The following is a 25,013-nucleotide window of genomic DNA, read 5'->3' as shown; positions in this document are numbered from 1 at the left end:
GCCGCGGAGAGCAGGATGGCGGCATGGACGACAAAGACCTGCCCGAGGGCGTGATCAACGCCGACCCCGCCGGGGGATACGGCGATCAGCACGACACCGCCGCCGCCGAGCGCAGCAGCGCCGGCGCCGACTCCGAGGCGCTCGACCGCTCGGGTCTGCCGGTCAACCCCGAGACCATTCCCGACGGCCCTGACAAGGCTTCTGACGGGGAGATCGAGAGCGACGTTCCGACACAGGGTCTCGACCCCGACCTCTCCACCGACGACCAGACCGAGGAGGACTGATGGCCGACACGCGCGGACCCGACCACGAGGCCGTGGGAATCGGCATCCCACCCGCCGAGCCGCTTCAGGCGCCCGAGGATGCCGCATCCGATCCGGCCGGTGAGCCGGCCGACACCGCCGCATCCGGATCCGAAGACGACGTCGCCGAGCGCGCCGTCGCCGCCGCCGAGGCGCGGGCCGAGGCCTCCGACCCCGACCCCGAGAAGGTGGAGGACGACCTGCGCGAGCGCGTGGAAGACGTCGGCGGGCGGGCGTCCGACGACGAGGTCGACGATCTCGCCGAGCAGGTGACGACCGGCGACGAAGAGGCCTGAGGGGTCACTGATCCGCGAGGAACTCGCGGATCAGGGTCGCGGTCGGGCCGGCGTTACGGATCATGGTTTCGTGGCCGAACTCGGCCACTTCGCGCAAGCATGCGTGGGGAAGCGCCTCCGTCAGGTGACGGGCCCATTCCACGGGCACCAGGATGTCGCGCTCGCCGCGGATCACCAGCGCAGGCGCCGTCACCTGCCGGGCGGTGTCTTCGGGCCGGTGCACCATCACCGCACGCACCTTGGCGAGCAGGCGCGGCCCCGCTCGCAGGTACTCCCGCGCCCCGACGGCGATCACGCGCGGGCTCTCGGGGATGATGTCTCGGATGAGCCGCCACAGTTGACGCAGGGTCGATCGTGCGCCCGGTTCGACGGTCGGGCCGACGAGCACGAGGGCGTCGACGAGGTGCGGATGCCGCGCGGCGACCTCCAGCGCCACCTGCGCCCCCATCGAGTGGCCGAGGACGACGATGCGGGGGCTCTCTTCGCCGGAGGTCAGATCGCTGAGATAGGCGGCGACGACGTCGGCGTTCTCCGCCATCGACAGCACGCGGCCGGGTTCCGGTGTCTCGCCGTACCCCGGGAGGTCCACGGCCACGACGCGGCCGATGTCGTCGAGAAGGCCCTCCAGCTCGGCGAACGCCGATCGCCCCATGCCGATGCCGTGGATGAGGACGAAGAGGTCACGGCCTTCACCGGACTCCTGCGCGACGAGCGTCGCTCCGGCGTGGGTGAACCGCTCGATCGCGAAGGTGGGGGCGTCGCTCATTGCTCCTGACACTAGGTGAGCCCGGTGTTTCCGGCGAACCGCGGGGGTGCAGCGGGGCGATGTCGGCGGCTGCGCATACGGTGTGGGACATGCGGATCCTGCACACCTCCGACTGGCACATCGGGAGGTCGTTCCACGGCCATTCCACCCTCGATGCGCTGCGTGGCGTGCTCGACGCGCTGATCACCCAGGTGCGTGAGACCGATGTCGATCTGGTGATCGTGGCGGGGGATGTCTTCGACTCGGCGGCGCCGGCCGCCGACTGCTATCGGCTGCTCACCGATGCCCTCGTGGGCATCAGCGACGCCGGTGCCCGTGTGGTGGTCACCAGCGGCAACCACGACTCCGCGGCGCGGCTGGGGTTCCAGGCCGGTCTGCTGCGCGACGGGATCCACGTCCTCACCGACCCCGCCGACGTCGGCAGACCCGTGACCATCGACGACGAGCACGGTCCGGTGCACGTCTACGGCATCCCGTTCCTCGAACCGTCGCTCGTTCGTCACCTCTGGGCGGGCGTGGAGGTGCGGTCCCAGGCGCAGGCCCTCGATCAGGCGATCGGCCTCATCCGCACCGACCTCGCCGCGCGCGGGGGCCGCTCGGTGGCGATCGCGCACTGTTTCGCCGCGGGTGTGGAGCCGACCCCGAACCTCGAGCGCGACATCCAGCAGGGCGGGCTCGACGTGGTGCCGCTCGCGGCGTTCGACGGGTTCGACTACGTCGCTCTCGGGCACATCCACGGGCGGCAGCGGCTGTCCGACGCGGTCCGCTACGCCGGGGCGCCGCTGCACTACAGCTTCGGCGAGGCCGACAAGCCGCGCGGTTCGTGGCTGATCGACCTCGACGCCGACGGACTCGCGGCCGTCACGTGGCTCGACCTCCCGGTGCCCCGCCGGCTGGTCACGCTGCGCGGGAGGCTGGACGATCTCCTCACCGCCGCCGAGTACGCCGCGTGGGAAAACGCGTGGGTGGGCGTGCAGTACACCGATCCGACCCCTCAGACCGATCCGATGCGGCGCCTGCGTGCGCGCTTCCCGCACTGCGCCACGGTGACGCACGCGCCCGAGGGGGCACGTGCGGACGACGGATCGACGTATGCCCGGCGCGTCCGAGCCGCCCGGAACGACCGTGAACTGATCGACGCGTTCCTCGCCCACGTCCGCGACGGCGAGGGCGCCGGCGAGCGTGAGCGCGAGATCATCGCCGACGTCGTCGACGAGCGCGTCGCCGCAGAGGTCAGCGCGTGAAACTCCACCGCATCGAACTCGAGGGATTCGGGCCGTTCCGCGAGCGTCAGGTCGTCGATCTCGACGCCTTCGGGGCCGACGGCATCTTCCTCATCTCCGGGCGCACGGGGGCGGGCAAGTCGAGCGTGCTCGACGGCATCTGCTTCGCCCTCTACGGCGGTGTGCCGCGCTACGACGGTGCCGAGAAGCGGTTGCGCAGCGATCACTGCGGGCCGGATGACCCCACGAGCGTCGCCGTGGAATTCTCCACCGGGGGTCGTCGATTCCGCGTCACCCGATCACCGGACTACCCGCGTCGTAAGCGCCGGGGGGAGGGCTTCACCGTCGTCGCTGCCGACGCCGAGCTCGCCGAACTCGTCGACGGTGCATGGCGAGGACTCGCGAGCGGGCCCCGCCAGGTCGGGATGGAGCTCGACGAGATCCTGGGTCTCAGTCAGCAGCAGTTCCTGCAGGTGATCCTCCTCGCGCAGAACCGGTTCGCCGAGTTTCTCCTGGCGAAGAACGATGACCGGCAGAAACTGCTGCGGCGCCTCTTCGGCACCCGCACCTACGAGGACTACCTCCACGCCTTCGAGGAACGCCGGCGCGCCGTCGAGCGGGAGGTCGCCGACGCGACGGGGGCAGCCGTCTTGCTGTTGGGTGAGGCGGAGCGGCTGCTCCCCGTCGGAGAGCCGGATGAATCCTCCGGCGACGATGCCACGGACGATGCCGGCGCGCCGCCGCCGTCGAGCTCGCTCGCCGTGGGTGCACGTCTCGAGGCTGTCGAGCGGGGCGCGCAGCCCGCGGACTATCGCGCCGAGACCCTGCGCAACGCCCGCGACGCCGCCGAGGCCGCGCACCGCCGCGCAGAAGACCACCACGCAGGGGTGCTGCGCCTCCGCCAGATGCAGGAGGACCGGGCGCGCTCGCGTCGTGCGCTGGCCGAGCTGGAGGCCGAGATCCCGGCAGTCGACCTCGCGCGCCGCGAGCTTGCGACCGCGCGCGATGCCGAGGCGCTGCGCGCACCGCTCGACGCGGCCGACACAGCCGATGCCGAGCGCACGACCGCTGCGGCGGCCGTGCAGATGCTGGTGGATGAGCTCAGAATCACGGGAGAGGACGACGATCTTTCCGCGTTCTCACTCGACGAGCTCGACGCCCTTGTGCTGGAGCTGACCGGAGATCTGGCGGTGTGGCGCGAGGCGCAGATCGTCGAGAAGACGATGGATGCCGCCGAGCGGGCGCTCGCGGACGACGTCGCCCGCATCCGCGACGAGGAGGAGCTGATCGCCCGTCTCGACGCCGATCGGGCGCGGATTCCCGTGCAGCGGGCCGCCGTCGACGTCGAGCTGGCTCCGGTGCGCGACGCCGCCGCGGGTGTGGATGCCGCGCGCACGCGCCGCGACGAGGCGCAGGTCCGTCGCGACGCGGCCGCCCAGGCCGCCGATCTCGCTCCGCTCACGGTCATCGCCGAGGAGGCGTCGCTCGCTGCCGCCGAGGCTGCGGCGGCAGCGAACGAGGCCGTGGTGTCGCTGTTGCGCCGCCGTGCCGCCGACCGCGCCGGCTCGCTCGCCGCCGACCTCGTCGACGGTGAACCCTGCCCCGTGTGCGGATCGGCCGAACACCCGCATCCGGCGGAGCCGACGAGCGAACCCGTCTCCGACGGCGACATCGAGCGTGCCGAGGCGGCGCAGCAGCAGGCGGCCGAGCGGGCGCGCCGCGCGGCCGAGGAGTTCCGCGCCGCGCGCGAGGCGCAGGCCGCCGCCGCGGCGCGGGCGGGTGGCCTCGAGCTCGATGACGCGGCGGCCGCGCTGGGCGCGGCGGAGGCTGCCGTCTCCGCCGGCGAAGCCGCCGTCGCCGAGCGCGATCGGCTCCTGGCGACGCTGGAGACGCTCACGGTGCTCGAGGCCGACGCCGCACAGGAGCGAGAGCGACTGGCCGCTCACCTCGCCGCCCTGCGCGAGGAGGTGTCCGCCCGCGAGGCGGGACTGCGCGAGAAGCGCCGCGTGGTCGCCGCGGCACGCGGCGACCACGACTCCGTCGCCGCGCGCGTTCACGCCACGACGCTGCGACGCGACCGCGCCACTCGTCTCGCCGCTGCCCGACGGGTCGGCGAGACCGCAGCGGCCGCGGCCGATCGCGCCGCGGTCGACCGTGACGGCCGGGTGGCGGCATCCGGCTTCCCCGACGTGGTCGCCGCACGTGACGCCCTGCGGACGGCTGCCGCGCGCGACGCGCTCGACGAACGCATCCGCACCCACGAGGCGGCGCTCCGCGCCGAGCGCGACCGTCTTCGCGACCTCGAGCTCGCCCTCGCGGGAGAGCCCGAGGAGCTCGTGGACGTCTCGGCGGCGGAATCGGCCCTGGCCGCCGCGCGCGACGCGTGGGTCGCCGCCGTCGACGCGGCCGCCGATGCCGGGGCGACCGCGGAGCGGCTCCGCACCCTGCGCGACCGCGCCCGCGCCGCCCTCGGCGACGTCGCGGAGCTCGCCGACGAGCACCAGATCGTCGCGCGGCTGGCCGACACCGTCGCCGGCCGCGCGCCCAACACCCACCGGATGACCCTGGAGTCGTTCGTCCTCGCCGCCGAACTGGAGGAGATCGTCGCCGCGGCGAATCTGCGGCTGGGCGACATGTCGTCGGGTCGATACCAGCTGCGGCACACCGACGCGCTCGCGGCCCGTGGTGCGGCGTCGGGTCTCGGCCTCGAGATCCTCGACGCGCATACCGGCGCCGCACGCCCCGCGCACTCGCTGTCGGGCGGCGAAACCTTCCTCGCGTCGCTCGCGCTCGCGCTCGGGCTCGCGGAGGTCGTCACCGCGCGCGCCGGCGGGGTGAGACTCGACACCCTGTTCATCGATGAGGGCTTCGGCTCCCTCGACGACGACACCCTCGAGCTGGCCATGGCGACGCTCGACGAGCTCCGCCAGGGCGGGCGCACTGTGGGACTCATCAGCCACGTCGCGACGATGAAGGAACGCATCGCCGCGCAGCTGCACGTGCGGGCCACACCACAGGGGCCGAGCGTCATCCGGCAGGACGCCGCCGTCGCGGCATCCCTTCTCTCGGCCTGAGCGCCGGAAAACCACATTCACGCCCAGACACCACGCGTCCGGCCGGTGTCTCGGCGCAGACGTGGTTTCTCGACGGCGGCCGCCCGGTCACCGGAGCACGGCGCGTCCTCCCCGCGCGGCCGGGCGTAGGCTATCCGGGTGAACAAGGGCACGATCTGGACCGTCATCGGAGTGATCGTCGCGATCGTCATCGCGTGGTTCCTCGTCAATATCCTCTTCTCGCTGCTCTGGTTCATCGGCAAGCTGATCGTCGTCGCCATCGTCGCGGTGATCGTCTTCTTCGTGCTCCGCGCCGTCTTCACCCGGGACGGGTCGGAGCGGCCGTGACCTCGAGCGCGCCGACGACTGCGATCATCCCGCTCTCGAACGCCCGCAAGTGGCAGGCGTTCTGGGTGTGCGTCGCCGTCGCCGCGCTCACGATCCTCGACCTCACCAAGGTCAACGTGGCCCTGCCGTCGATCGAGACGGGCCTGGGCGCCGGGTCGACCGAGGTCCAGCTCATCGTCTCGGGCTTCGTCCTGACCTTCGGCCTCACGCTCGTCCCGATGGGGCGACTCGGCGATCAGCGATCACGCCGCACCCTGTTCGTGGTCGGCCTGGCGCTGTACACCCTCACCAGCATCCTGTGCGCCCTCGCGCCCAATGCGCTGGTGCTGCTCATCGCGCGCCTGCTGCAGGGTGTCGCGGCCGGCATCCAGATGCCCCAGGTGCTCGGCACCGCCCAGGAGCTCTTCCAGGGGAAGGAGCGCGGCCGCGCGTTCGGTCTCTTCGGCGCGACGATCGGCATCGCCACCGCCTTCGGTCCCACGATCGGCGGTCTCCTCATCGCGCTCGGCGGCGAGACCGACGGCTGGCGCCTCATCTTCTGGATGAACGTGCCGCTCTGCCTCATCGCGATCGCGCTCGTGCTGTGGCTGCTGCCCGACACCCGCACCCCGTCGGCACGCAAGGTGCAGCTCGACCCCGTCGGCCTGCTGCTGTTCGGGCTGACCGTGCTCTCGCTGATGTGGCCGTTCCTCTTCACCACCGGGTCGCCCGACGACGACCCCGCCCGCTGGTGGCTGCTCGTCGCCTTCGCAGCCTTCCTCACGCTGTTCCTCCTCTGGGAGCGCCGGTACGCGGCGCGCGGCGGTCAGCCGCTCATCCCGCTGAAACTCTTCCGCATCAGCTCGTACCGCAACGGCACGATCATCCAGACGACCTACTTCACGGCGCTTCCTGCGCTCTTCCTGCTGACGACGCTCTACCTGCAGTTCGGACTCGGCCTCGAGCCCGTCTTCGCCGGCATGGTCTCGATCGGTTTCGCGCTTGCGAGCGCGATCGCGTCGTGGGTCGGCGGCAACCTGGTGACCCGATTCGGGCGCCCCGTGGTGGTTTTCGGCGTCGTGGGAGTGCTGGTCTCGGTGGTCGGGCTCGTGACCGCCGCCGTCTTCTCCGCTCCCGCCCTCACGCCGTACCTGATGGCCGCGGTGATGATCGTCGGCGGCTTCGGCGGTGGTCTCGTCATCGCGCCGAACCAGACCCTCACTCTCGCCGAGATCCCCGTCAAGCAGGGCGGTGTCGCCGGCTCGGTGGGCCAGCTCGGCCAGCGCATCGGCACCGCCGTGGGCACCGCGGTCGCGCTCTCGCTCTTCTACGCCACGATCAACCGCGAGCAGGGCACCGCCGATGACCTCGTCGTCTATCACGACGCGTATCTGTTCGGGATGCTGTCGGTTGCCGCTTTCCTCACCCTCGCCCTGATCGTGTCGATCCTCGACCTCGCCAAGCGCAAGGCGGCGGCCGCCGAGAGCTGACCGCCCGCCGCGGCTCACCTCGCCGGCCCGTCCTGCCGCCTCGTCGAGTGTCCGGCTTCGGAGATGCGAGCGGACGTCGGAGCGCGACGTCCGCTCACTCCGAAGTTCGCCCGATTCTCCGAAGCGCCTACCGGCCGCGTCGTCGCCTGGCCGCGATTCCGCCGCTCTCAGGTGAGGCGATAGCCGACCCCGCGCATCGTCTCGATGCGGCCCGGGCCGAGCTTCTGGCGCAGATAACCGATGTAGACGTCGACGACGTTCGAGCCGGGGTCGAAGTCGAACCCCCAGACCCGGCTCAGCAGCTGCTCGCGGCTGAGCACCTGCCCGGCATGGCGCACGAGCTCCTCGGCGAGGGCGAACTCCCGGGCCGACAGCTCCACCGCGGTTCCGCCCACGTGCGCACGCCGGGTGCGGATGTCGAGCACCAGGTCGCGGTGGTTCACCTGCGTGGGGGCGACGGTCTCATCGCGGCGCATGCGCAGTCGGATCCGGGCGACCAGCTCGTCGAAGCGGAACGGCTTGCCGAGGTAGTCGTCGGCGCCGCCCTCGAGGCCGGCGACGGTGTCTTCGAGCTCCACTCGAGCGGTGAGCATGATGACCGGCATCGACGATCCGCTGCCGCGGAGTTCTTCGAGCACCCGGAAGCCGTCCATGCCGGGCAGGTTCACGTCGAGCACCAGCAGGTCGAACTCACCACTGAGCGCCAGGGTCAGCGCTTCGGGGCCGGTGGGCGCGACGCGCGTGGCGAACCCCGCGGCGCGCAGACCCTTGTCGATGAATCCCGAGATGCGGGCCTCGTCATCGGCGATCAATATGGATGCCACGTCGTCCTCCTCACGCGCTCACTTCGGCGTCGGGCCGCCGCGGCCCCGATCCTTCGGCGCCACCGGGCGTACCCGCGGCGGCCCACGCGGGCAGCGGCGGTCGCGGCGGGATGACCAGCCGGGGCGTCGGCCCGTCGACCACGGGCAGCGACATCACGAAGAGGGCGCCGCCGTCCGCGGCATCCTCCACCCTCGCCCGACCACCGTGAGCGCGAGCGATCACCTGCACGATGTTGAGGCCGAGTCCGCTCCCCGCCTGTTCGGCCGAGGCTGCACCGCGGTGGAAGCGGTCGAAGATCGCGGCCTTCTCGCCATCGGGCACGCCCGGACCGAAGTCGCGCACCGAGATCTCCAGCTGATCGCCTACGCGCCGGCTCGAGAGCACCATGCGTCCACCGCCGTGGGTCACCGCGTTCTGGGCCAACTGGAGCACCGCCTGGGTCACCCGAGCGGCGTCGAGCACGGCGACCACTTCGGCGAAACCTCCGACCCCCACCTCCGCTCCCGCGATGCCCTCGGCCTTGCGGGTGATCTGGCGCATGAGATCCGCGGCGTCCAGCGGCACGGGCTTCACCGGGGCCGGCCCGTGCAGGGCTGCGGTGGCGGCGAGGTCCTGGACCAGTCGACCCATCCGTTCCAGCTCATCGACGGCGAGGTCACGGGTTTCGCGCACATCGGTCGGGCTGTCAGGGTCGACCACCTCGAGATAGCCGCGCACGATCGTGATCGGCGTCTTCAGCTCGTGCCCGACGTCGCTGAGCAGCCGGCGCTGCGACTCGAGGGCCTGATCGAGGCGGTCGAGCATGTCGTTCATGGTGCGCGCGAGCTCTGAGACGTCGTCTCGTCCCGAGATCGGCAGGCGCTCCGACAGTGATTGTGCCGACACCCGCTCGGCGGTTTCGCGCATCTGCCGGAGTGGCCGCAGCAGGCGCCCGGTCACGAGCGCGGCCACAGCGCCGATGGCGATGAGCGTGATGGTGCTGGCGATGATCCACACGCGTGCGGCCGCGTCGATCTCGGCGAGCTCGGCGTCGAGATCGTAGGCGATGACGAACACCGCGTCCTCTCCGCTTCCCGTCACGGCGCTGCCCTCGACCGCCACCTCGATGGGGGTTGCAAGGAAGCGCCACGTCACCCCGTCTTCGGCATACGTTCCGATGTAGGGCTCTCCGCCGGCGGTCACCCCGTTCACATGGGCGACGAAGCCGGCCGCGTCGCGCAGATCGACATCGAGCGGCACGCCCGGCACGAGGCGCGGTTCCCCGGCGACCAGGCCCATCACGCCGGTGTTGTCATCGGGTGCTGCGCGCTGAACGACAGCGGCGAGGGCGCTCTCGGTCGACGCCCAGGTGCCGGTGTCCGCGTCGCCCTGCTCGACGAGGAACCTGGCGGCTTCGAGGTTCGCGCTGAGGAGGTCGTCGACCTGACGGAGGATCCGTCCGCGTTCCTCGAGGTACACCGCGGCGCCCACGACGACCATGCCGAGACCCGCAACGAGCGTGATGGCGAGGATGATCCGGGCCCGCACCGACAGCACCGGCAACCGGCGGCGGCTCGGCGGGGTCGGCGGGAGAGTCACCCCTCCAGTATCGAGGGGAGCCCTGCTCGGCCGTCGAAGCCTAAGAGAGGTCTCATGACCGAGCCGCGGCATCCGTGCTGGAATCGGAGGATGACCCTCTCCACATCCGCGGGTGAGGCCGAGCTGCTGCGCGACGCGCTCGAGCTCGCCGCCGACACCCCGGTGGTGCTCATCAGCCGCGAGCCGTTCGGTGCGGGGTCGATCACCGGTTTCGAGGTGACTCCTGCGGGCTCCGCGTCGATGACCTACTTCGTCGACACGTCGCGCAGAGTGGTGATCGAGGAGACCGGGATGCTGCTGGGCAGCCCCGCGGCGCCCGAGTGCCGCATCTGGGTCCACCCCGCCGACCCGTATCTGCCGGCGCTCGCGCCGGCCGCGTTCTCGCAGGCAGCGGAGACCCTTCTCGCCCGGCTCGGCATCACCGCCATCGCGCCGCCGCGCATCGTCGGCTACCGCGCCGGGCGGCGGGCGGTGCTGCGGGTCGACGTCGAGGACGGCGCGCGATGGATCAAGGTGGTGCCGCCGAGCCGTCTGGACCGCATCGTCGGAACGCACCGGAGCCTCGCCGACGCGGGCATCCCGATGGCTGACCTGGTCGGCTGGTCATCGGACGGCCTCATCGTGCTCGACCAGGCGCGGGGGACCCCAGCTCCGGATGTCGTGTGGCAACCGCCTGCGTTGCTCGACGCCGTCGATCGGCTGCGTGAGGCCCTCGCCACGGTGCCCCTCGACCATGCGGCGCGGGTCGGGCTCGCTGACCGGCGCGACTGGTACGCCGCGCGCTTCCGCGACGGAGCCGACCCGGTCCGGGCCGCGCGCGTGGCGCGCCTGCTCGACAGGATCGCGCGTGTCTGGCGAGACGTCGATCCGCGGGTGACCGTGCACGGTGACCTGCACTTCGGCCAGCTGTTCCTCGATGATGAGGGCGCCATCTCGGGCCTCATCGACGTCGACACCACCGGCCGCGGCGACCCCGCCGACGACGCGGCAGCCTTCATCGCGCACGCCGTTGCGAGCGCGTATCTCACCCCCGAAGACCGTGACGAGCGCGTGTGGGAACTCGCGCATGGCGCGCTCGCGCGGTGGGGGAGCGATCCGGTGCGGGCACGGGTCGCGACCCTGCTTCTCGGGCAGGTGCTCGGTGCCCAGGAACGCGATCGCCGAGAAGACCGACAGGACGGTGCCCCGGACGACCTCCTCACCCTCGCGGAGGAGGTGCTCGATCCCTCCGGGAAGGTGCGTCGCCCTGTCGCCTTGAGAACGTAAGAGGTGTCTCATGAACGCCTTGGAAACGGCTTAGTCGGGCTCGGCATGCTGGAATCACCGCCGGGGCCGACCCCCCGGAGTCCCGGCGGACAGACGAAGGAGAACAGACATGGCCCAGAAGAAGTGGCTCACCTACGGCATCGCCGGCGCGATGGGACTGACCCTCGTCGGCGGCGCAGCCGCCGCCACCGCCGCCTCGATGAACCTGCAGTCCACCGATGGCACCACCGTCCCGGGCGGTTCGATCGTCGGCCCGGGCGGGTCGGTCCTCGACCGCACCGGCGTGCAGATGAGCGTCACCGACACCTCGGCCACCGTGGTCTCGGCGGCCTCGCCGACTCCGTCGCCGACGGCCGACATCCCGTCGCCCGCGAGCCCGGCGGCCCCCGCCAGCTCGGTCTCGGTGGTGAGCGCCCCCACCCCGGTGCCCCCGCCCGCCCCGGCGGCCCCGGCACCGGCCCCCGCCGACTCGCCCGCGTCGGCTCCGTCGGCGGGCTCCGTGGCCTCGGCGAACAGCTGATCCCAGCCCCCCGCAAAGCAGAGGGGATGACCGCGAGGTCATCCCCTCTGCGCATGGGTGGGCGCGGCCCCCACGCCCGCGCCCACACCTCTACCCGCCCCCACCCCGCGCCCCGCGTCCCCCTCTCCCGTTCGTTCGTCGCAGATGCACGGGAACCGGGCCGTTTTGCGTACATCTGCGACGGACGAACGATCGCGGCGTGGCCGGGCGGCGCAACACTGCGGCGCGGCGGCGCGTTACGTTCTCGTTGCGACTCGCGCACGTTCCGTGCCGCCCGCCCGACCCCGACGTAATGTGAAGCATGGTGTCACTATCCGCTTCTGGAACCGTCGTCGCCGTCGTGGGATCCGCCTCGGAGGAGGCGCTGCACGTTCTCTCCAGCGTCCCCGGCGTGGAGACTCTCAGCCTGCAGGGGAGCGAGCCGGCTCTCGGCGCGCGGCGCATCGCCGCCGCATCCGCCCCTCTCGTGGTCCACGATGCCGACCCTCTCGAGCACGTCGCGGCCGCCTGGGTCGAACTGTTCGAGGCCCGCTCGACCCTGGGTGTGCTCGAGGTCGAGGTCGAGAACGCCCTCGCCCAGTTCGAGGAGGGCGCGGCCATCATGCCCGACTACTACATCGTGCTCGACCCCGCCGACGCCGACGACACGTGGCGGCACTGGTGGTGCGGCGCGCTCGGATACCGCGCTCCGCGTCGTGTGCTGCCGGCAGCGTCGCCGACGTCGCCGAGGGATGCTGCGCTGCGGCGCCTTCTCGCGGCTCTGCCGTCGTCGCGCCCCTGGCCGGAGCCCGAGACGTGGCTGCCGCGGCTCGCTTTCGACATCCCCGACCGTGTCGGGGTGCGCGACACCGGGCTCTGACGCGTGCCGACCCTCCGACCCTCAGTCGCCGGCGAACTGCGGCAGCGCCGCGTCGAGCTCGGCCAGCCACGCTGCGGCGTTGCCATCCGACGGCGCGCGCCAGTCACCCCGCGGTGACAGCGAGCCTGCGGGCGAGACCTTCGGTCCGTTCGGGATCGCCGACCGCTTGAACTCGGCGAAGGCGAAGTAGCGCTGCAGGAAGTTCCGCAGCCACCGCACGATCTCGGGAAGCTCGTAGGCGTACCGGTCGTCGGTGGGGAAGCCGGGCGGCCACGCCCCAGCATCGGGATCTCTCCACGCGCGTTCGGCGAGGAAGGCGATCTTCGACGGCCGCAGGCCGTAGCGCAGCACGTGGAACAGTGTGAAGTCGTTGAGCGAGTAGGGGCCGATCTTGCTCTCGGTCGACTGGATCTCACCATCCTCGCCCGCCGGCACCAGTTCGGGGCTGATCTCGGTGTCGAGCACCGACTGCAGCACCTCGACCGCCCGATCGGACAGCGCCGTCGACCCGCCCTCGGTCGCCGGTCGCGAGATCACCCAGCGGATGAGGTGCTGGATGAGCGTCTTCGGCACCCCGGCGTTGACGGCGTAGTGGCTCATCTGGTCGCCGACGCCGTACGTCGCCCACCCGAGCGCCAGCTCGGACAGGTCGGAGGTGCCGATGACGATGCCGCCGTTCTGGTTGGCCAGGCGGAACAGGAAGTCGGTGCGGATGCCGGCCTGCACGTTCTCGAACGTGACGTCGTAGACCGGCTCGCCACCCGAGAACGGGTGGTCGATGCCCTTCAGGATCTCGGTCGCGGCGGGCCGGATGTCGATCGTTTCGATCGAGGCGCCGATGGCCTCGGCGAGGGCGATGGCGTTGGATTTCGTGTGATCCGAGGTCGCGAACCCCGGCATCGTGTAGGCGAGGATGTCGCTGCGCGGGCGTCCCATCCGATCCATCGCCCGCGCCACGACGAGGAGGGCGTGCGTGGAGTCGAGTCCGCCGCTCACGCCGATGACCGGCTTCGGCCCGCCGATCGCGCGCATCCGCTGCTCGAGGCCCGAGACCTGGATGTTGAACGCTTCGTAGCAGTCCTGGGCGAGGCGTGCGGGATCGTCAGGTACGAACGGGAAGCGGTCGAGCACGCGTCGGAGGCCGATGTCGCGCGCCGGCGGGTCGAGGCGGAAGTGCACGGTGCGGAACATCTCGTCAGCGTGCAGGGTGCGGCGATTGTCGTCGAAGGTGCCCTGTCGCATCCGGTCCTGGCGGAGCCGATCGAGATCGATGTCCGCCACCGCGTGGCGGGGTCCGTCGGGGAAGCGCTCGGTTTCGGCGAGCAGGTTGCCGCCCTCGTAGATCATCGTCTGCCCGTCCCACGACAGGTCGTTGGTCGACTCGCCCATGCCTGCCGCGGCATACACGTAGCCGGCGAGGCAGCGCAGCGACTGCGATCGGCAGAGGTCTTTCCGGTCGTCGGCGCGTGCGATCGTGATCGGGCTCCCCGAGAGGTTCAGCAGCACCGTGGCACCCGCGAGCGCCGCCGAGGACGACGGCGGAATGGGCACCCAGAGGTCTTCGCAGACCTCGGCATGGATCACGAGATCGGGCACGTCGAGCGCTTCGAAGAGCAGGTCGGGCCCGAAGGGCGCCTGGAGAGAGCCGACCTGGATGTCTTCGCCGCGCTGGTCGTCTCCCGGTGCGAACCAGCGCCGCTCGTAGAACTCGCGGTACGTCGGAAGGTACGACTTCGGCGCGACACCGAGCAGTTCGCCGCGGTGGATCACGACCGCGCAGTTGTAGAGGCGGTTGCGGTGCCGAAGAGGCGCGCCGACGACGAGCACGGGCATGAGATCTTCGGATGCCGCGACGAGCGCTTCGACGGCGGTGACCACGCCGTCGAGCACGGCGTCTTGAAGGAAGAGGTCGTCGATGGCGTATCCCGTGAGACACAGCTCGGGGAAGAGCGCGACGGCGACCGCGTCAGCGTCGAGCGCGCGAACGGTCTCGAGAACCGCGGCGGCATTGGTCGCCGGGTCGGCGATGGCGACCGGGATGGTGCAGGCCGCGGCGCGTGCGAAGCCGTGACGGTAGGCGCTCTCGAACGGCAGGCTCATGCCCTCAGTCTGGCAGGCGGGTCTCGTCCGGCAAGCCCCCGTGCGGCGGTCGTCTGCGCGGTAAGGTCACAACGTCTGAACCCAGTGACGCACCGCCTTGTCGCGCTCGACGTAGGCGACGTACTGGTCGCCGTGCTCTGTGCCAACGGCGCCCCGCCACATCCTGACCGCAGCTCTCGTCTCGGTCACGGTCACACCTTCCGGGTTCCGACGGTCTCGCCGAACAGCTCGCCGGTCTTCTCGAAGCCCACGCGCAGGTAGAACTGCTCCGGGCCGTCGGGAGCCGGGTCCCAGAGAACGGTGATCTCGTCATAGCCGCGACGGCGCGCTTCGGCCGCGACTGCCTCCACGGCGAAGCGGCCGACGCCGCGGCCCTTCGCCTCGTCGGCCACGTTGAGACGCCAGATGCCGCCGCGGAAGGCAGGGATCTCATTGTCGGGATCCTAATTGGCCATCACGAAGCCGACGACGGTGTCACCATCGAGGATGACGCGTGGCCAGGCCGTCGGAGTGACGTACGCCTCGGCGATGGAGAAGACGACGGGCGCGACGTACGCCTTCTCGCCTACGCCGGGAGGAATCCGTATCGCCCCTGCGAGATTGTCCGCGTCGAGTTCGGCCAGTCGGAGTTCATTCATGCCGGAACGATAGCGAGGGGGCGCGACATCGGCGGTGGTCGCCGCGGGACCACGGGTCGACATAACTTACAGTCACTGCACATAATGGCATCGTGGATGTGACGATCATCGCCAACGACACCCGTGGCGGGGTGGAACCCTATCTGGCGCTCGGGATCGAGGCCGCGAAACGCGGCCACGAGGTGCGGGCGGCAGCACCCGATGACTACGCGACCGCCTTCACTCAGGCCGGCATCCGCTTCATCCCCCTTTCCGGTGTCGATCGCGAGGCCATCTCGGCGCACGCCGACCGTTCGTCGCTGCGCGAGATGGGCCGTCACGTCGAGGGGCTCGTGCCCGTCTGGGCGCGTGACGTGCGCGATGCCGCCGAGGGGACCGATCTGATCATGGCCGGCATCGGCGGCATGGGCCTTGCCCGCCCGGTCGCTGCAGCACTGCAGGTGCCGCTCCTGCGCGCGCACCTGCAGCCGCTCGACGCCCCGAGCCGCGACTACCCCGGACCACTGGCTCCGCGATTCGATCGGCTCGGACCGCCTGGCCGCCGACTGTCGCACGTCGTGACGCGGGTCGGGACCACCGCCCTGCTCGCCGGCCCCGAGCGTGTCGCGCGTCGGGCGCTCGGTGTCGCGACGACGCCCCCGGTGGTGCTTCCCTCGATCGTCTACGGCTTCAGCGCCTCCGTCGTGCCGGTGGCCTCCGACCGCGCGACGCGACGGATCGCCACGGGTTGGTGGGCGCTTCCGGGCGATGCCGCCGTCGACATCCCGCCCGAGCTGGCGTCGTTCCTCGACGAGTCCTCCCAGGTCGTGAGCATCGGCTTCGGCAGCATGCTCGGCCCGGCGCCCGAGCGACTGTTCGACACCGTTGCACGGGCCGTCACGGCTGTCGGCGTCCGCGCGGTGATGCTCACCGGGTGGGGTGGTCTGGCTGGGACATCGCCGACCCCCGACATCCGTGCCGTCACTGCTGTGCCGCACGGCTGGCTGTTCCCCCGGGTCGCGGCAACGGTGCACCACGGCGGCGCAGGAACGACCGGCGCATCGCTTCGCGCAGGGGTGCCGACCTTCATCGCGCCGTTCGGCGCAGATCAACCGTTCTGGGGAAGCCGCACCCACCGCCTGGGCGTGTCACCGGCCCCTGTGCCGCAGTCGCGGTTGACGGTGGATGTCCTGAGCCGGGCCCTTGACCGGATGCTGCGTGACGGCGTCATGCGCGAGCGCGCCGCCGCCCTTGGCGACACCCTCCGTCGCGAGCCCGGCGCGGCCGGCGTCGTCGATCACCTCGAGTCGGTCGTCGCGGGGTGATGGCGCGGCATCCATTCAGTCGCGACGGGACGGTCCCGTGCGGATCGCCTGCCGGATCCGCCAGATCGGGAAGCCGCTGATCTGCTCGATCAGGTCGACGTCGAAGCCGTGCACGAAGTAGGCCTCGCGCACGGCTCGGATGCGGGTGGGGGTGTCGGCGAACACGAGGGCGAACTCGGTGGCGTAGCGCTCCCACACGCTCATCTCGTACTGGGGTGCGGTCACGCTTCTCACCTCGTCTCGCAATCGGATCGACAGAACAGGGCCTCGGCCTGGTCGAATCGTAAGACGTGCGCGTTACAGCCAGACGACGCGCGGATTCCGGTATGGGGTCGCACTCCTGACGCTTCGCCTGCCTCCTCTCCCTCCGTGTTAGCGTGAGCGGGTCCAGGGGAGGAGCAACGCGATGGTCGACGCGGTGACCTCCTTCTTCCAGGTGCTGCTGACGCTTTCGGGCGTCGTCGTGTTGAGTCCGTCCGACTCCGCGGCCGTCTGGGTACTGGTCGCCGCCTCCGCTCTCCTCGTCGCACTGCTGCTGACGACCGCGTCGCTGCTCGAACGCGGCGCATCGCGCTCCGGCACCGAGCGCGCCATCGACATCTCCGTGTCGGTGGCCCAAAGCGATCCGGATGCCGCCGGGCACATCCGTTCGCGCGCTCCGGGTGCCGCGGCTTCGGCCGCGTAGCACTCGACGTCCTCCGGCCCGCGCTCGCGGGTCGTTCCGTCTTCGTCGATGTTCGTCGCGGCCGTTCCGCGACCCCTCCCCATCGACGAACGGACTCACCGTGGACCTTCTTTCCTTTCCCCCCATCGCGGCCATCCTCGACGCGGCGTACGGGCTGCTCATGGCACTCGCCGACATCCTGCAGCCCGTCGCCGGTGCGGCATCCGCTGCTCTCGCCGTCGTCGTGCTGACTCTGTCGGTGCGCACGATCCTGATTCCCACCGGCATCGCGCAGGCGCGAGCCGAGCAGACGCGCGCCCGGCTGGCGCCGAAGCTGCAAGCGCTCCGGCGGCGTTACAAGAACGACCGAGAGCGGATGTCGCGCGAGACGATGAAGCTCTACGCCGACGAGAAGGCCTCGCCCTTGGCCGGCTGTGCCCCCGTGCTCGTGCAGGCACCGATCGTCGGTGTCGTCTACGCACTGTTCCTCTATCCGGTGATCGCGGGGCACCCGAACGCGCTCCTCAGCGAGGAGCTGTTCGGCGTGCCGCTCGGTGCGAGCCTTGCGGGATCGATCGTGAGCGGCACGGCCACGGCGTCGGCCGCTCTCGTCTTCGGAGTCGTCCTCGTGCTGATCCTTCTCATCGCCGAGGTCACACGCCGGCTCTTCCGGCCCGAGGTCGCGGCGTCAGAGGAAGTTCCCGGCGGTGAGGCGCTCGCGCGAATGGCGGGGTTCCTGCAGTTCGGAACCGCCGTGGTCGCGATCTTCGTCCCCCTCGCCGCAGCGCTCTACCTCCTCGTCACCGTCGCGTGGACCCTTGTGCAGCGACTCGTGCTGCGACGGAGGTTCCCGATCGAGCCGGGCACGGGCACCTGAGGAAGGGCGGATGCCGGGCCGCGGCGCCCCGCGGGCGCCTAGCGTGGAGGCGTGGACGACCTGACCTATGCCGAGGTCGGCGCGACGGGTGGCGCGCTCCCCGCCGGCTACGACCACACCCGCCTGCGGCGGGTGATCGGGCACGGTCGTGTGGATTTCGACCGCGCGGCCGACCTGCTGTTCGCCGGCGCGGTGCAGCGCCGAGCCGGTGCGGAGGTGCGGATGTCGGAGACGCCGCTGCGTGCGGGGACACGCGTCGAGATGCGGCTGCGACTCGGCCCGTTCGTCTTCCCGATCCCGTGCCTGGTGGTGTGGGCCGAGCGGGAGATCGATGCGTGTGGCTTCGCCTACGGGACGCTCCCCGGGCATCCCGAGCGCGGCGAGGAGCGCTTCGAGCTCCGGCTCGATTCCTCGGGCGACGTCGTCTTCACGATCACCGCATTCTCGCGCCCGGGCCGGTGGTTCACCTGGCTGGGCGGGCCGGTGGCGCGCCGGTTCCAGGCGTACATGACGCGTCGCTATCTCGCGACGCTCGATTCTCCCGGATTCACCGCGCCGGCCTGACCATCGCCGTGGCGTCAGGCGCCTCGAACCCGAACTGGGCGTAGAGGCCGTGCGCGTCGCCGGTGAAAAGGACCCAGCGGAAGTCCCTTCCCGGCCCCTCGTCGATCATGAGTCGCACGATCCGTTTGCCGAGCTCACTCCCGCGGTGTGCCGCGTTCACGAAGACGTCGGCGAGGTAGGCGAAGGTGACACCGTCGGATACGGCACGCGCGAAGCCCACCTGCTCGCCGGTGTCTGAGCGGTAGGCACCGACCACGCGCCAGGCGCCGGCGATCTGCGTCTCCACGTCGGCGCGGGTGCGCTGGCGACCCCAGTACGCCTCGGTCGACAGCCACGCCCACACGGCGTCCGTCTGAATTCGCCCGGGATCGTCGTCGACGTCGTACTCCATCCGCTCATTGTCGCGGGATGCGGCGAGGTTGCGATCAGGCCGATGCAAAGACCGCGGCCCGAATCGTCGCTCGCTACGTCGCGAAGACGTGTAGCCCGAGGTCGTCGCTGAGCATCTCGCTGGCGATCCGCCCTCGCACGCTCGTGCCCTGCTCGTCCAGGGGCGGGCTCACGACGGCGGCCCCCAGCATTCGGGGGGCGGCGAGCACGATGGCTCCCGAGACGCTGGATTTCGCGGGGACGCCGACGCGTCGCATCCATGTTCCCGAGCCGTCGTAGACCCCGCACGTCGCCATGACCGAGATGACGTCGCGCGCGACCGGCGCGGGCACGACGCGCTCGCCCGTCACGGGGTTCACACCGCCGAAGGCGAGGGTGGCACCCATCACCGCGAGGGCCTCGACGTCGAGCAGCACGGCGCACGCCCTCCCGTAGACCTCGACGGCGTCATCGGCGGTGACGTGGAGGGTGTCTTCGGAACGCATGAGGTGCGCGAGGGCATGGTTGCGTTCGCCGTGCTCGCGCTCCTCGCCGGCGGTGCGCTCGTCGATCTCGAGGGGTCGGCCGGCGAACGCGGAGAGTCCGCGGATGATTCGGTCGGTTCTGGCCTCGACATCGCCGCCGTCGACGAGGGAGGCGGTGAGCAGCGCGCCCGCGTTGACCATCGGGTTCGGCGGACGTCCGGTACCGCTTTCGAGCTTGATCGCATCGAACGCTTCGCCGGTCGGCTCGATGCCGACCCGGTGCAGCGCCTCACCGTCGGTGTCGAGGAGGGCCAGGGCGAAGAGGAAGGGCTTCACCGACGACTGCATCGTGAAGGGCGCGTCGGAGTCGTCACTGCTGCGCACGGTGCCGTCCTTCAGGGCGAGGGCGACGGCGCAGAGCCCGGGGTCGGCATCTGCAAGGCGGGGGATGCTGTCGTCGACGGTCCCGTCGTCGTGGGGGAGGACGCGCGAGCGCAGCGCGTCGAGGTCGTACGAGCTCGGGTCTGCGGTGGCGGTCATGAATCGACCTTGTCACGGTTCCGTCGCCGCGGTTCGATCCGAGCGACCACGAAAGCTGCATCAGGTGAGCGCCTGCGGTTGTCAACCCCGTCTCATTCGCGACGGGACGGGTGGACGCTGGACGTGACCTACAGGAAGGCGCTCATGATGACTCACGAATCGCACGGCCACGACCCTGTCGCCGCCGAAGACGAAGGCTACGAGGGACCTGACATCGAGATGCCGCTGGGTGACGACGAGCCTCCCTCCGAGGAGTCGACGGTGGATGCGGCGCGCTCCGACAGCTCGGAGGGCGACGTGAAGAAGGGCGGGCTGGGGCAGGACGGCACGATTCCGGACGAGCCGGACGGCGTCGCCGCCGGTCACACGGGGGAGCGGTCGAGTTTCGAGCCGGAGGAGGACGGGCAGGCGCAGGCCTGACCGCTGCGGGGGCAGCGGGCGCATGTCGGCCGTGGTCACCACGGTGTGTGATCCTGGCGGGATGCCGCCTGTCTTGCCTGACGCGTTGGTGCCGGTCGTCCTTCGGTTGATGCGCGCCAATCGCACCTTCGTGACAGCCGAGGGCGCGAGGAGACGCATACGAGAGCGCGAGTTGCGCCCGAAGCCGTACGGGCCGCCGTCTCACTTGCGACCCGGCATTCGCGTCGACGTGGAACATGTCGACGGGTGGCCGGTGTACACGATCGTGCCGCCGCAAGTGCGGGGGGCCGTCGTCTACGTGCACGGCGGCGGATGGGTCAACGAGATCGCGCCCCAGCACTGGCATCTCGTGGCTGCGATCGCCGCCGAGGCATCCATGGCGGTGACGGTTCCGATCTACCCGTTGATCCCGTTCGGCGCCGCGCTCGAGGCTCGCGACAAGACTGCCGCGCTCGTCAGGAGGAGTATCGACCGGTGGGGTGCGACCTTCCTCGCCGGAGATTCGGCGGGTGGCCAGATCGCCCTGTCCACGGCGCTCGCTCTTCGAGACGCCGGGGTGGTGCTGCCCCGCACCCTCCTCATCTCTCCTGCGCTGGATCTGACGTGGAGCAACCCTCGCATCCCGGCCGTGCAGCCGACCGACCCGTGGCTCGCGACCCCGGGAGGCAAGGTCCTCGCCGAGCACTGGCGCGGCGACCTCGACCTTCTCGATCCCGCGGTCAGCCCTCTGTTCGGGGACCTGACGGGACTGGGTCCGATCACGGTCTTCACCGGGACTCGTGACGTACTGAATCCGGACGCGCACGTTCTGGCGGTGAAGGCCCGCACGGCAGGCGTGCCGCTGGAACTCTGCGAGGTCGCCGGGCAGGTGCACGTCTATCCGCTCCTTCCGACGCGCGCCGGACGCGACGCGCAGCGGCAGATCGTCGAGAGCCTGCGCGCGGCAGCCCCCGGCTGAACGGCGCGGCCGAGTGCGCGCTCCATCAGGGCTGAGCGAGGCCGCCCGCGCGATCCACCCGCGCCGCGAGAAGGCGCCGCTCGGCGTCGTTCGCCGTGAGTTCGAGGGCGTGCAGATCCTCGGCCATCGCCGCATCGCGCTGGCCGAGCTGCCGGAGCATGCGCGCGCGCACGGCGTGCCAGAGGTGGTATCCGCTGAGGGCGTCTCCGAGTGCATCCACCTCGTCCAGTGCCGCCTGCGGTCCGTCGACCTCGGCAAGCGCCACCGCACGGTTCAGCCGAACGACCGGCGAGTGGTCGTAGGCCAGCAGCATGTCGTACAACGTGAGCACCTGGGGCCAGTCGGTGTCTTCACCGTCCCGCGTATCGGAATGGCAGGCGGCGATCGCGGCGTGCAGTTGCCAGCGCCCCGGGCGCCGGAGCATCGCCGCCTTCTCGAGCACGGACTGTGCTTCGGCGATCAGCTGACGATCCCACCGCGTTCGGTCCTGATCAGCGAGCAGGATGAGTTCCCCATCGACCGCCCGCGCGCCTTCGCGCGCTCGATGGAACAGCAGCAGCGCCAGAAGTCCCTGCGCCTCCGGCTCGCGCGGCAGCTCGTGTGCCACAACCCGCGCGAGCCAGAGCGCGTCGTCAGCGAGGTCGCGGTCTGCGGCAGCGTCGCCGCCGGCGACCAGGTGGGCTTCGCTGTACATGACCGAGATGACGGTCAGGACGATATCCAGTCGTTCGCCGCGCTCCGAGCTCTCGGGGATCCGAAGGGGGATGCCGGTGGCGACGATCTTCCGCTTGGCTCGCACAATGCGCTGCGCCACCGTCGATTCCGCGGCCAGCGTCGCCCGTGCGATCTGGGCGGTCGTGAGGCCGCAGATCGCCCGGAGCGTCAGAGCGAGCTGCGCGTCCGGCGAGATCGCGGGGTGACAGCAGCCGAACAGGAGCGGTAGTCGCTCGTCGGGTTCGCCGTTTCCCGGATCCGTGACCGGTGCGGTCACGGCCTGATCGGCGAGCTGGACGAGCTTTTCGCGGTACCGCTTCTCCCGCCGCAGACGGTCGAGCGCGTTGTGCCGAGCCGCCTGTGTCAGCCATGCACCGGGATTGGGGGGAACCCCACGCGCTCGCCACTGACGAATGGCTTCCTCGATCGCCTCGGCGACCGACTCCTCTGCCAGGTCGAGGCTCCCGAGCCAGTTCGTGAGGGCCGCGACGATGCGCGCGGACTCCTCTCGGATGACTCTCGCCAGCAGATGATCGGATGCCGCGGCGCGGTGTGTCTCCGCTGCCGCGGCATCCGGATCGTTCACGACGTTCTGCAGCCTTCAGTAGGTGACGATCGGTCGGATCTCGACCGCAACGCCGGGCAGCTCGAGGAGCGGCCACGTCTTGACGATGGCGATCGCCGCGTCGAGGTCGGGCACGTCGATCACCTGGAATCCGCCGATGACCTCTTTGGCCTCTGAGAAGGGCCCGTCGGCCACCACCGGCCCCTCGCTGCCGTACCTGACGGTGGTCGCGGTGGCGACGGGCTGCAACTGGGCGCCGGACTCGGTCATCACCTCGCCGTGCGTGCCGAACCAGTCATAGGTGCGGCCGTACGCGTCGTTGAGGTGCTCAGGCGATGCCGCTGCGTCGAGCTCGGGAGTGGTGGTGAACATGATGACGTACTTCACGACCGTGTCCTTTCGTTATGGGAACCGTTTCACCCCTACAGCGAACGGGCAAGCCCGAAATCGACACGAGCGGCGAGGAGCGATCAGAACGGGTTGTTCACCGTCGGGTCGACGATCGGGCGGACCTCGACGCCGCCGCCGGTGGCGGGGCACAGCTTTCCGATCTCGAGAGCATGGTCGAGGTCGCGCGCCTCGACGACGTAGTAGCCGAGGAGGGCCTCCCTGCTCCGGACGAACGGGCCGTCGGTCATCGCGGTTCCGCCCTTGATGGTGGTCGCTGTCGTCACGGGCGCGAGCGCACCTCCGCCCGTCAGCGTTCCGCCCCGCTCTGCGACCTGGCTGGTGAAGGTGTTGTGGGCGTCGACCACCTGGGCCCATCCCTCGGGCGGCATGGTCTCGTAGTAGGTCGGGTCTTCGTAGATGAGGATCGCGAACTGGGACATGGACGTGCCTCCTGCACTGGGTAGCGGACCGGCCGATCCGGCTCCGTCACAAGGACAGCGAACATCCGGCCGCGAAATCGACAACCGGCCGGAAACCTCTCTCGATCACGTCGCCCTCGGCGAGCTCTCCGACGGGGCTGACGTCGATCGTCGCTGGGTCGAGCCATGGTGCCAGGATGAGCGCATGGCATTCGGGATGACCCGGAACGTGGTGCGACCCACGGATTCCGCGCGCGCGGATCGAGTGACCTACGTCGAGCTCTTCTTCGATCTGGTCTTCGTTGTCGCGTTGACGCAGTTGTCTTCCTACTTGTATGAGAACCAGACGCTGCTGGGTGCGTTCGAGGGCCTCATCATGGTGTGCGCGTTGTGGTGGGGATGGGTCTCCACCACGTGGGTGACGAACTGGCTCGACCCGGTGAAGCTCCCGGTCCGCGGGGCGGTGATCGCGCTTGCGTTCGTGGCGCTCGTGGTGAGCGTCTCGATCGCGGAGGCGTTCGGCGACCGCGCGTGGGCGTTCGCGATCGCTTACGTCGTCCTCCAGGTCGGGCGAACGGGTTTCATCGTGTGGGCGACCGCCCGTCACGACCGACAGGTCGCCCGCGACTTCACCTTCGTGCTGTTCTGGACCGTCGCCGGGGCGGTGTTGTGGATCGCCGGCGCGCTTCTCCCTCTCGCCTGGCAGCTGCCGTTCTGGTCCGCCGCGCTCGCCCTCGAACTGCTGGGCACCGTACTCGGTTTCCCCGTCCCCGGACGGGGCAAAGTGCTCCTGCGCTCCTGGGATCTCTCCGGCCCGCACATCGCCGAGCGCACGGCCTTGTTCGTGCTCATCGCGCTCGGTGAGGGACTGCTGATCACAGGCTTCACGTTCGTGGAGAAGGAATCCTCCCCCTCATCCATCGCGGCGATGGTGACGGCGTTCGTCGCCGCCGCGGCCGCGTGGTGGATCTACTTCGATCACGGCGAACGCGTGGGCGCGGAGGCGATCGAAGCGTCGGACGAGCCGGCCAGGCTCGCTCGCACCGCCTACACCTGGGTGCATCTTCCGATCATCGCCGGCATCGTGCTGATGAGCGTGGGCGACAAAGAGATGCTCGCACGCCCCGACCAGCGCGGCCTCGCGCCGACGATCGTGATCCTCGGCGCACCGATCCTCTTTCTCGCCGGCACGGTGCTCTTCCGTCGCGTGCTCGAACGACGCTGGTCGCGAGCTCAACTCATCGGGCTGGTCGCTCTCGCCGTGCTCGGCGGCGCGGCTCTCGCTGTCCCGTTCCTCGACGCACTCACGGCGTCCATCACGGCCGCGGTGGTTCTTGTCGGTGTCGCGGCCGGTGAGACCATCGAGCGCGTGAGGCGCGGCCGTCGCGCGGGAGGGTGACGTCGGGCGGGAAGGCCTGACCCACGAGCGCCCACAGAACGACGTCGGCGGCCCCGGTTAGGGTCGGGGGGACGGTCCGAGCGGCGGGGCGTCGGGAAGGGA

29 protein-coding genes are annotated in these 25,013 nt (G+C 70.7%); 16 read left to right on the top strand and 13 right to left on the bottom strand.

The genetic code is table 11. The annotated features are described in order from the left end of the window. Nucleotides 1–23: 23 nt before the first annotated feature. Both DT073_RS14980 and DT073_RS15885 read left to right on the top strand, forming a co-directional pair. A complete protein-coding gene (locus DT073_RS14980) occupies nt 24–284 on the top strand; it encodes a hypothetical protein (protein WP_124294115.1) in 261 nt (86 codons plus the stop codon). Further along, nucleotides 284–598: a hypothetical protein gene (locus tag DT073_RS15885; protein ID WP_164478215.1), complete on the top strand. Its 315-nt coding sequence runs from the start codon at nt 284–286 to the stop codon at nt 596–598. Before DT073_RS14980 ends, DT073_RS15885 begins: the two co-directional genes overlap by 1 nt. A 4-nt stretch (nt 599–602) precedes the next feature. Here DT073_RS15885 and DT073_RS14970 read toward each other — a convergent pair whose 3' ends face one another. Further along, nucleotides 603–1,364 (bottom strand): alpha/beta fold hydrolase, encoded by a 762-nt coding sequence (locus DT073_RS14970; RefSeq protein ID WP_164478214.1) that lies wholly within the window; start codon nt 1,362–1,364, stop codon nt 603–605. A gap of 89 nt (nt 1,365–1,453) precedes the next feature. On the opposite strand from DT073_RS14970, the gene DT073_RS14965 reads away from it, so the two are divergent. From DT073_RS14965 to DT073_RS14950, 4 genes are all read left to right on the top strand, one after another. Next, nucleotides 1,454–2,608 (top strand): exonuclease SbcCD subunit D, encoded by a 1,155-nt coding sequence (locus tag DT073_RS14965; protein WP_124294114.1) that lies wholly within the window; start codon nt 1,454–1,456, stop codon nt 2,606–2,608. Continuing rightward, on the top strand, nt 2,605–5,661 hold the full coding sequence (locus DT073_RS14960) for an AAA family ATPase (protein ID WP_124294113.1): 3,057 nt from the start codon (nt 2,605–2,607) through the stop codon (nt 5,659–5,661). Before DT073_RS14965 ends, DT073_RS14960 begins: the two co-directional genes overlap by 4 nt. A 138-nt stretch (nt 5,662–5,799) precedes the next feature. After that, nucleotides 5,800–5,988: a hypothetical protein gene (locus tag DT073_RS14955; protein WP_124294112.1), complete on the top strand. Its 189-nt coding sequence runs from the start codon at nt 5,800–5,802 to the stop codon at nt 5,986–5,988. Beyond that, on the top strand, nt 5,985–7,457 hold the full coding sequence (locus DT073_RS14950; RefSeq protein ID WP_124294111.1) for an MFS transporter: 1,473 nt from the start codon (nt 5,985–5,987) through the stop codon (nt 7,455–7,457). The genes DT073_RS14955 and DT073_RS14950 overlap by 4 nt, the downstream gene beginning before the upstream one ends. Before the next feature lie 167 nt (nt 7,458–7,624). On the opposite strand, the gene DT073_RS14945 is transcribed toward DT073_RS14950, so the two are convergent. Both DT073_RS14945 and DT073_RS14940 read right to left on the bottom strand, forming a co-directional pair. Then, entirely contained in the window at nt 7,625–8,281 is a 657-nt protein-coding gene (locus tag DT073_RS14945) for a response regulator transcription factor (RefSeq protein WP_124294110.1), read from the bottom strand. Between the two features lie 10 nt (nt 8,282–8,291). Further along, nucleotides 8,292–9,860 (bottom strand): sensor histidine kinase, encoded by a 1,569-nt coding sequence (locus DT073_RS14940; protein WP_164478213.1) that lies wholly within the window; start codon nt 9,858–9,860, stop codon nt 8,292–8,294. 90 nt (nt 9,861–9,950) lie between these two features. Between DT073_RS14940 and DT073_RS14935 the strand changes: the two genes are divergently transcribed. From DT073_RS14935 to DT073_RS14925, 3 genes are all read left to right on the top strand, one after another. After that, nucleotides 9,951–11,126, top strand: coding sequence for a phosphotransferase (locus DT073_RS14935; protein WP_164478212.1), 1,176 nt, complete (start codon nt 9,951–9,953; stop codon nt 11,124–11,126). 109 nt (nt 11,127–11,235) lie between these two features. After that, a complete protein-coding gene (locus tag DT073_RS14930; protein ID WP_124294108.1) occupies nt 11,236–11,646 on the top strand; it encodes a hypothetical protein in 411 nt (136 codons plus the stop codon). A 301-nt stretch (nt 11,647–11,947) separates the two neighbouring features. Continuing rightward, nucleotides 11,948–12,505, top strand: coding sequence for a hypothetical protein (locus DT073_RS14925; RefSeq protein WP_124294107.1), 558 nt, complete (start codon nt 11,948–11,950; stop codon nt 12,503–12,505). 21 nt (nt 12,506–12,526) lie between these two features. On the opposite strand, the gene DT073_RS14920 is transcribed toward DT073_RS14925, so the two are convergent. The 4 genes from DT073_RS14920 to DT073_RS16100 form a co-directional block, all read right to left on the bottom strand. Next, entirely contained in the window at nt 12,527–14,605 is a 2,079-nt protein-coding gene (locus tag DT073_RS14920) for an NAD(+) synthase (protein ID WP_124294106.1), read from the bottom strand. Between the two features lie 66 nt (nt 14,606–14,671). After that, entirely contained in the window at nt 14,672–14,794 is a 123-nt protein-coding gene (locus tag DT073_RS16165) for a hypothetical protein (RefSeq protein WP_276310437.1), read from the bottom strand. A 2-nt stretch (nt 14,795–14,796) separates the two neighbouring features. Continuing rightward, nucleotides 14,797–15,033 (bottom strand): GNAT family N-acetyltransferase, encoded by a 237-nt coding sequence (locus DT073_RS16105; protein WP_353681956.1) that lies wholly within the window; start codon nt 15,031–15,033, stop codon nt 14,797–14,799. 15 nt (nt 15,034–15,048) lie between these two features. Next, nucleotides 15,049–15,243 (bottom strand): hypothetical protein, encoded by a 195-nt coding sequence (locus DT073_RS16100; RefSeq protein WP_240638633.1) that lies wholly within the window; start codon nt 15,241–15,243, stop codon nt 15,049–15,051. A gap of 92 nt (nt 15,244–15,335) precedes the next feature. Here DT073_RS16100 and DT073_RS14910 point away from each other — a divergent pair, with 92 nt between their 5' ends. Next, nucleotides 15,336–16,547 carry a glycosyltransferase gene (locus DT073_RS14910; protein WP_124294105.1) on the top strand — a complete coding sequence of 404 codons (1,212 nt, stop codon included), beginning with the start codon at nt 15,336–15,338 and terminating at the stop codon, nt 16,545–16,547. Between the two features lie 15 nt (nt 16,548–16,562). On the opposite strand, the gene DT073_RS14905 is transcribed toward DT073_RS14910, so the two are convergent. Then, nucleotides 16,563–16,772, bottom strand: a complete 210-nt coding sequence (locus DT073_RS14905) for a hypothetical protein (protein WP_124294104.1) — start codon at nt 16,770–16,772, stop codon at nt 16,563–16,565. 181 nt (nt 16,773–16,953) lie between these two features. Between DT073_RS14905 and DT073_RS14900 the strand changes: the two genes are divergently transcribed. The 3 genes from DT073_RS14900 to DT073_RS14890 all read left to right on the top strand — a co-directional run bounded on the left by DT073_RS14900 (nt 16,954) and on the right by DT073_RS14890 (nt 18,652). Continuing rightward, nucleotides 16,954–17,232, top strand: a complete 279-nt coding sequence (locus tag DT073_RS14900) for a DUF6412 domain-containing protein (protein WP_124294103.1) — start codon at nt 16,954–16,956, stop codon at nt 17,230–17,232. 100 nt (nt 17,233–17,332) lie between these two features. Beyond that, entirely contained in the window at nt 17,333–18,088 is a 756-nt protein-coding gene (locus tag DT073_RS14895; protein WP_124294102.1) for a YidC/Oxa1 family membrane protein insertase, read from the top strand. 51 nt (nt 18,089–18,139) lie between these two features. Then, nucleotides 18,140–18,652 carry a DUF1990 domain-containing protein gene (locus DT073_RS14890; protein WP_124294101.1) on the top strand — a complete coding sequence of 171 codons (513 nt, stop codon included), beginning with the start codon at nt 18,140–18,142 and terminating at the stop codon, nt 18,650–18,652. On the opposite strand, the gene DT073_RS14885 is transcribed toward DT073_RS14890, so the two are convergent. After that, entirely contained in the window at nt 18,636–19,043 is a 408-nt protein-coding gene (locus tag DT073_RS14885; protein ID WP_124294100.1) for a GNAT family N-acetyltransferase, read from the bottom strand. The genes DT073_RS14890 and DT073_RS14885 overlap by 17 nt on opposite strands. Before the next feature lie 73 nt (nt 19,044–19,116). Further along, nucleotides 19,117–20,046 carry a glutaminase A gene (gene glsA / locus DT073_RS14880; protein WP_124294099.1) on the bottom strand — a complete coding sequence of 310 codons (930 nt, stop codon included), beginning with the start codon at nt 20,044–20,046 and terminating at the stop codon, nt 19,117–19,119. Nucleotides 20,047–20,190: 144 nt separating this feature from the next. Between glsA and DT073_RS14875 the strand changes: the two genes are divergently transcribed. Beyond that, the gene (locus DT073_RS14875; protein WP_124294098.1) at nt 20,191–20,466 is read left to right on the top strand and encodes a hypothetical protein; all 276 of its coding nucleotides are present in this window, start codon (nt 20,191–20,193) and stop codon (nt 20,464–20,466) included. 229 nt (nt 20,467–20,695) lie between these two features. Then, nucleotides 20,696–21,424, top strand: coding sequence for an alpha/beta hydrolase fold domain-containing protein (locus tag DT073_RS14870; protein ID WP_240638632.1), 729 nt, complete (start codon nt 20,696–20,698; stop codon nt 21,422–21,424). Nucleotides 21,425–21,449: 25 nt separating this feature from the next. Here DT073_RS14870 and DT073_RS14865 read toward each other — a convergent pair whose 3' ends face one another. The 3 genes from DT073_RS14865 to DT073_RS14855 all read right to left on the bottom strand — a co-directional run bounded on the left by DT073_RS14865 (nt 21,450) and on the right by DT073_RS14855 (nt 23,533). Then, the gene (locus DT073_RS14865; RefSeq protein WP_124294096.1) at nt 21,450–22,724 is read right to left on the bottom strand and encodes an RNA polymerase sigma factor; all 1,275 of its coding nucleotides are present in this window, start codon (nt 22,722–22,724) and stop codon (nt 21,450–21,452) included. A gap of 15 nt (nt 22,725–22,739) precedes the next feature. Continuing rightward, a complete protein-coding gene (locus tag DT073_RS14860) occupies nt 22,740–23,090 on the bottom strand; it encodes a YciI family protein (protein WP_124294095.1) in 351 nt (116 codons plus the stop codon). Between the two features lie 83 nt (nt 23,091–23,173). After that, nucleotides 23,174–23,533 carry a YciI family protein gene (locus DT073_RS14855; protein ID WP_124294094.1) on the bottom strand — a complete coding sequence of 120 codons (360 nt, stop codon included), beginning with the start codon at nt 23,531–23,533 and terminating at the stop codon, nt 23,174–23,176. Between the two features lie 184 nt (nt 23,534–23,717). Here DT073_RS14855 and DT073_RS14850 point away from each other — a divergent pair, with 184 nt between their 5' ends. Further along, nucleotides 23,718–24,911 carry a low temperature requirement protein A gene (locus DT073_RS14850; RefSeq protein WP_164478211.1) on the top strand — a complete coding sequence of 398 codons (1,194 nt, stop codon included), beginning with the start codon at nt 23,718–23,720 and terminating at the stop codon, nt 24,909–24,911. Nucleotides 24,912–25,013: the final 102 nt, after the last annotated feature.

The organism is Microbacterium sp. ABRD28, assembly GCF_003850245.1.
Classification (GTDB): domain Bacteria; phylum Actinomycetota; class Actinomycetes; order Actinomycetales; family Microbacteriaceae; genus Microbacterium.
The sequence above is the reverse complement of the archived record's forward strand: the minus strand, read 5'-3'. Positions and strand labels throughout refer to the sequence as shown.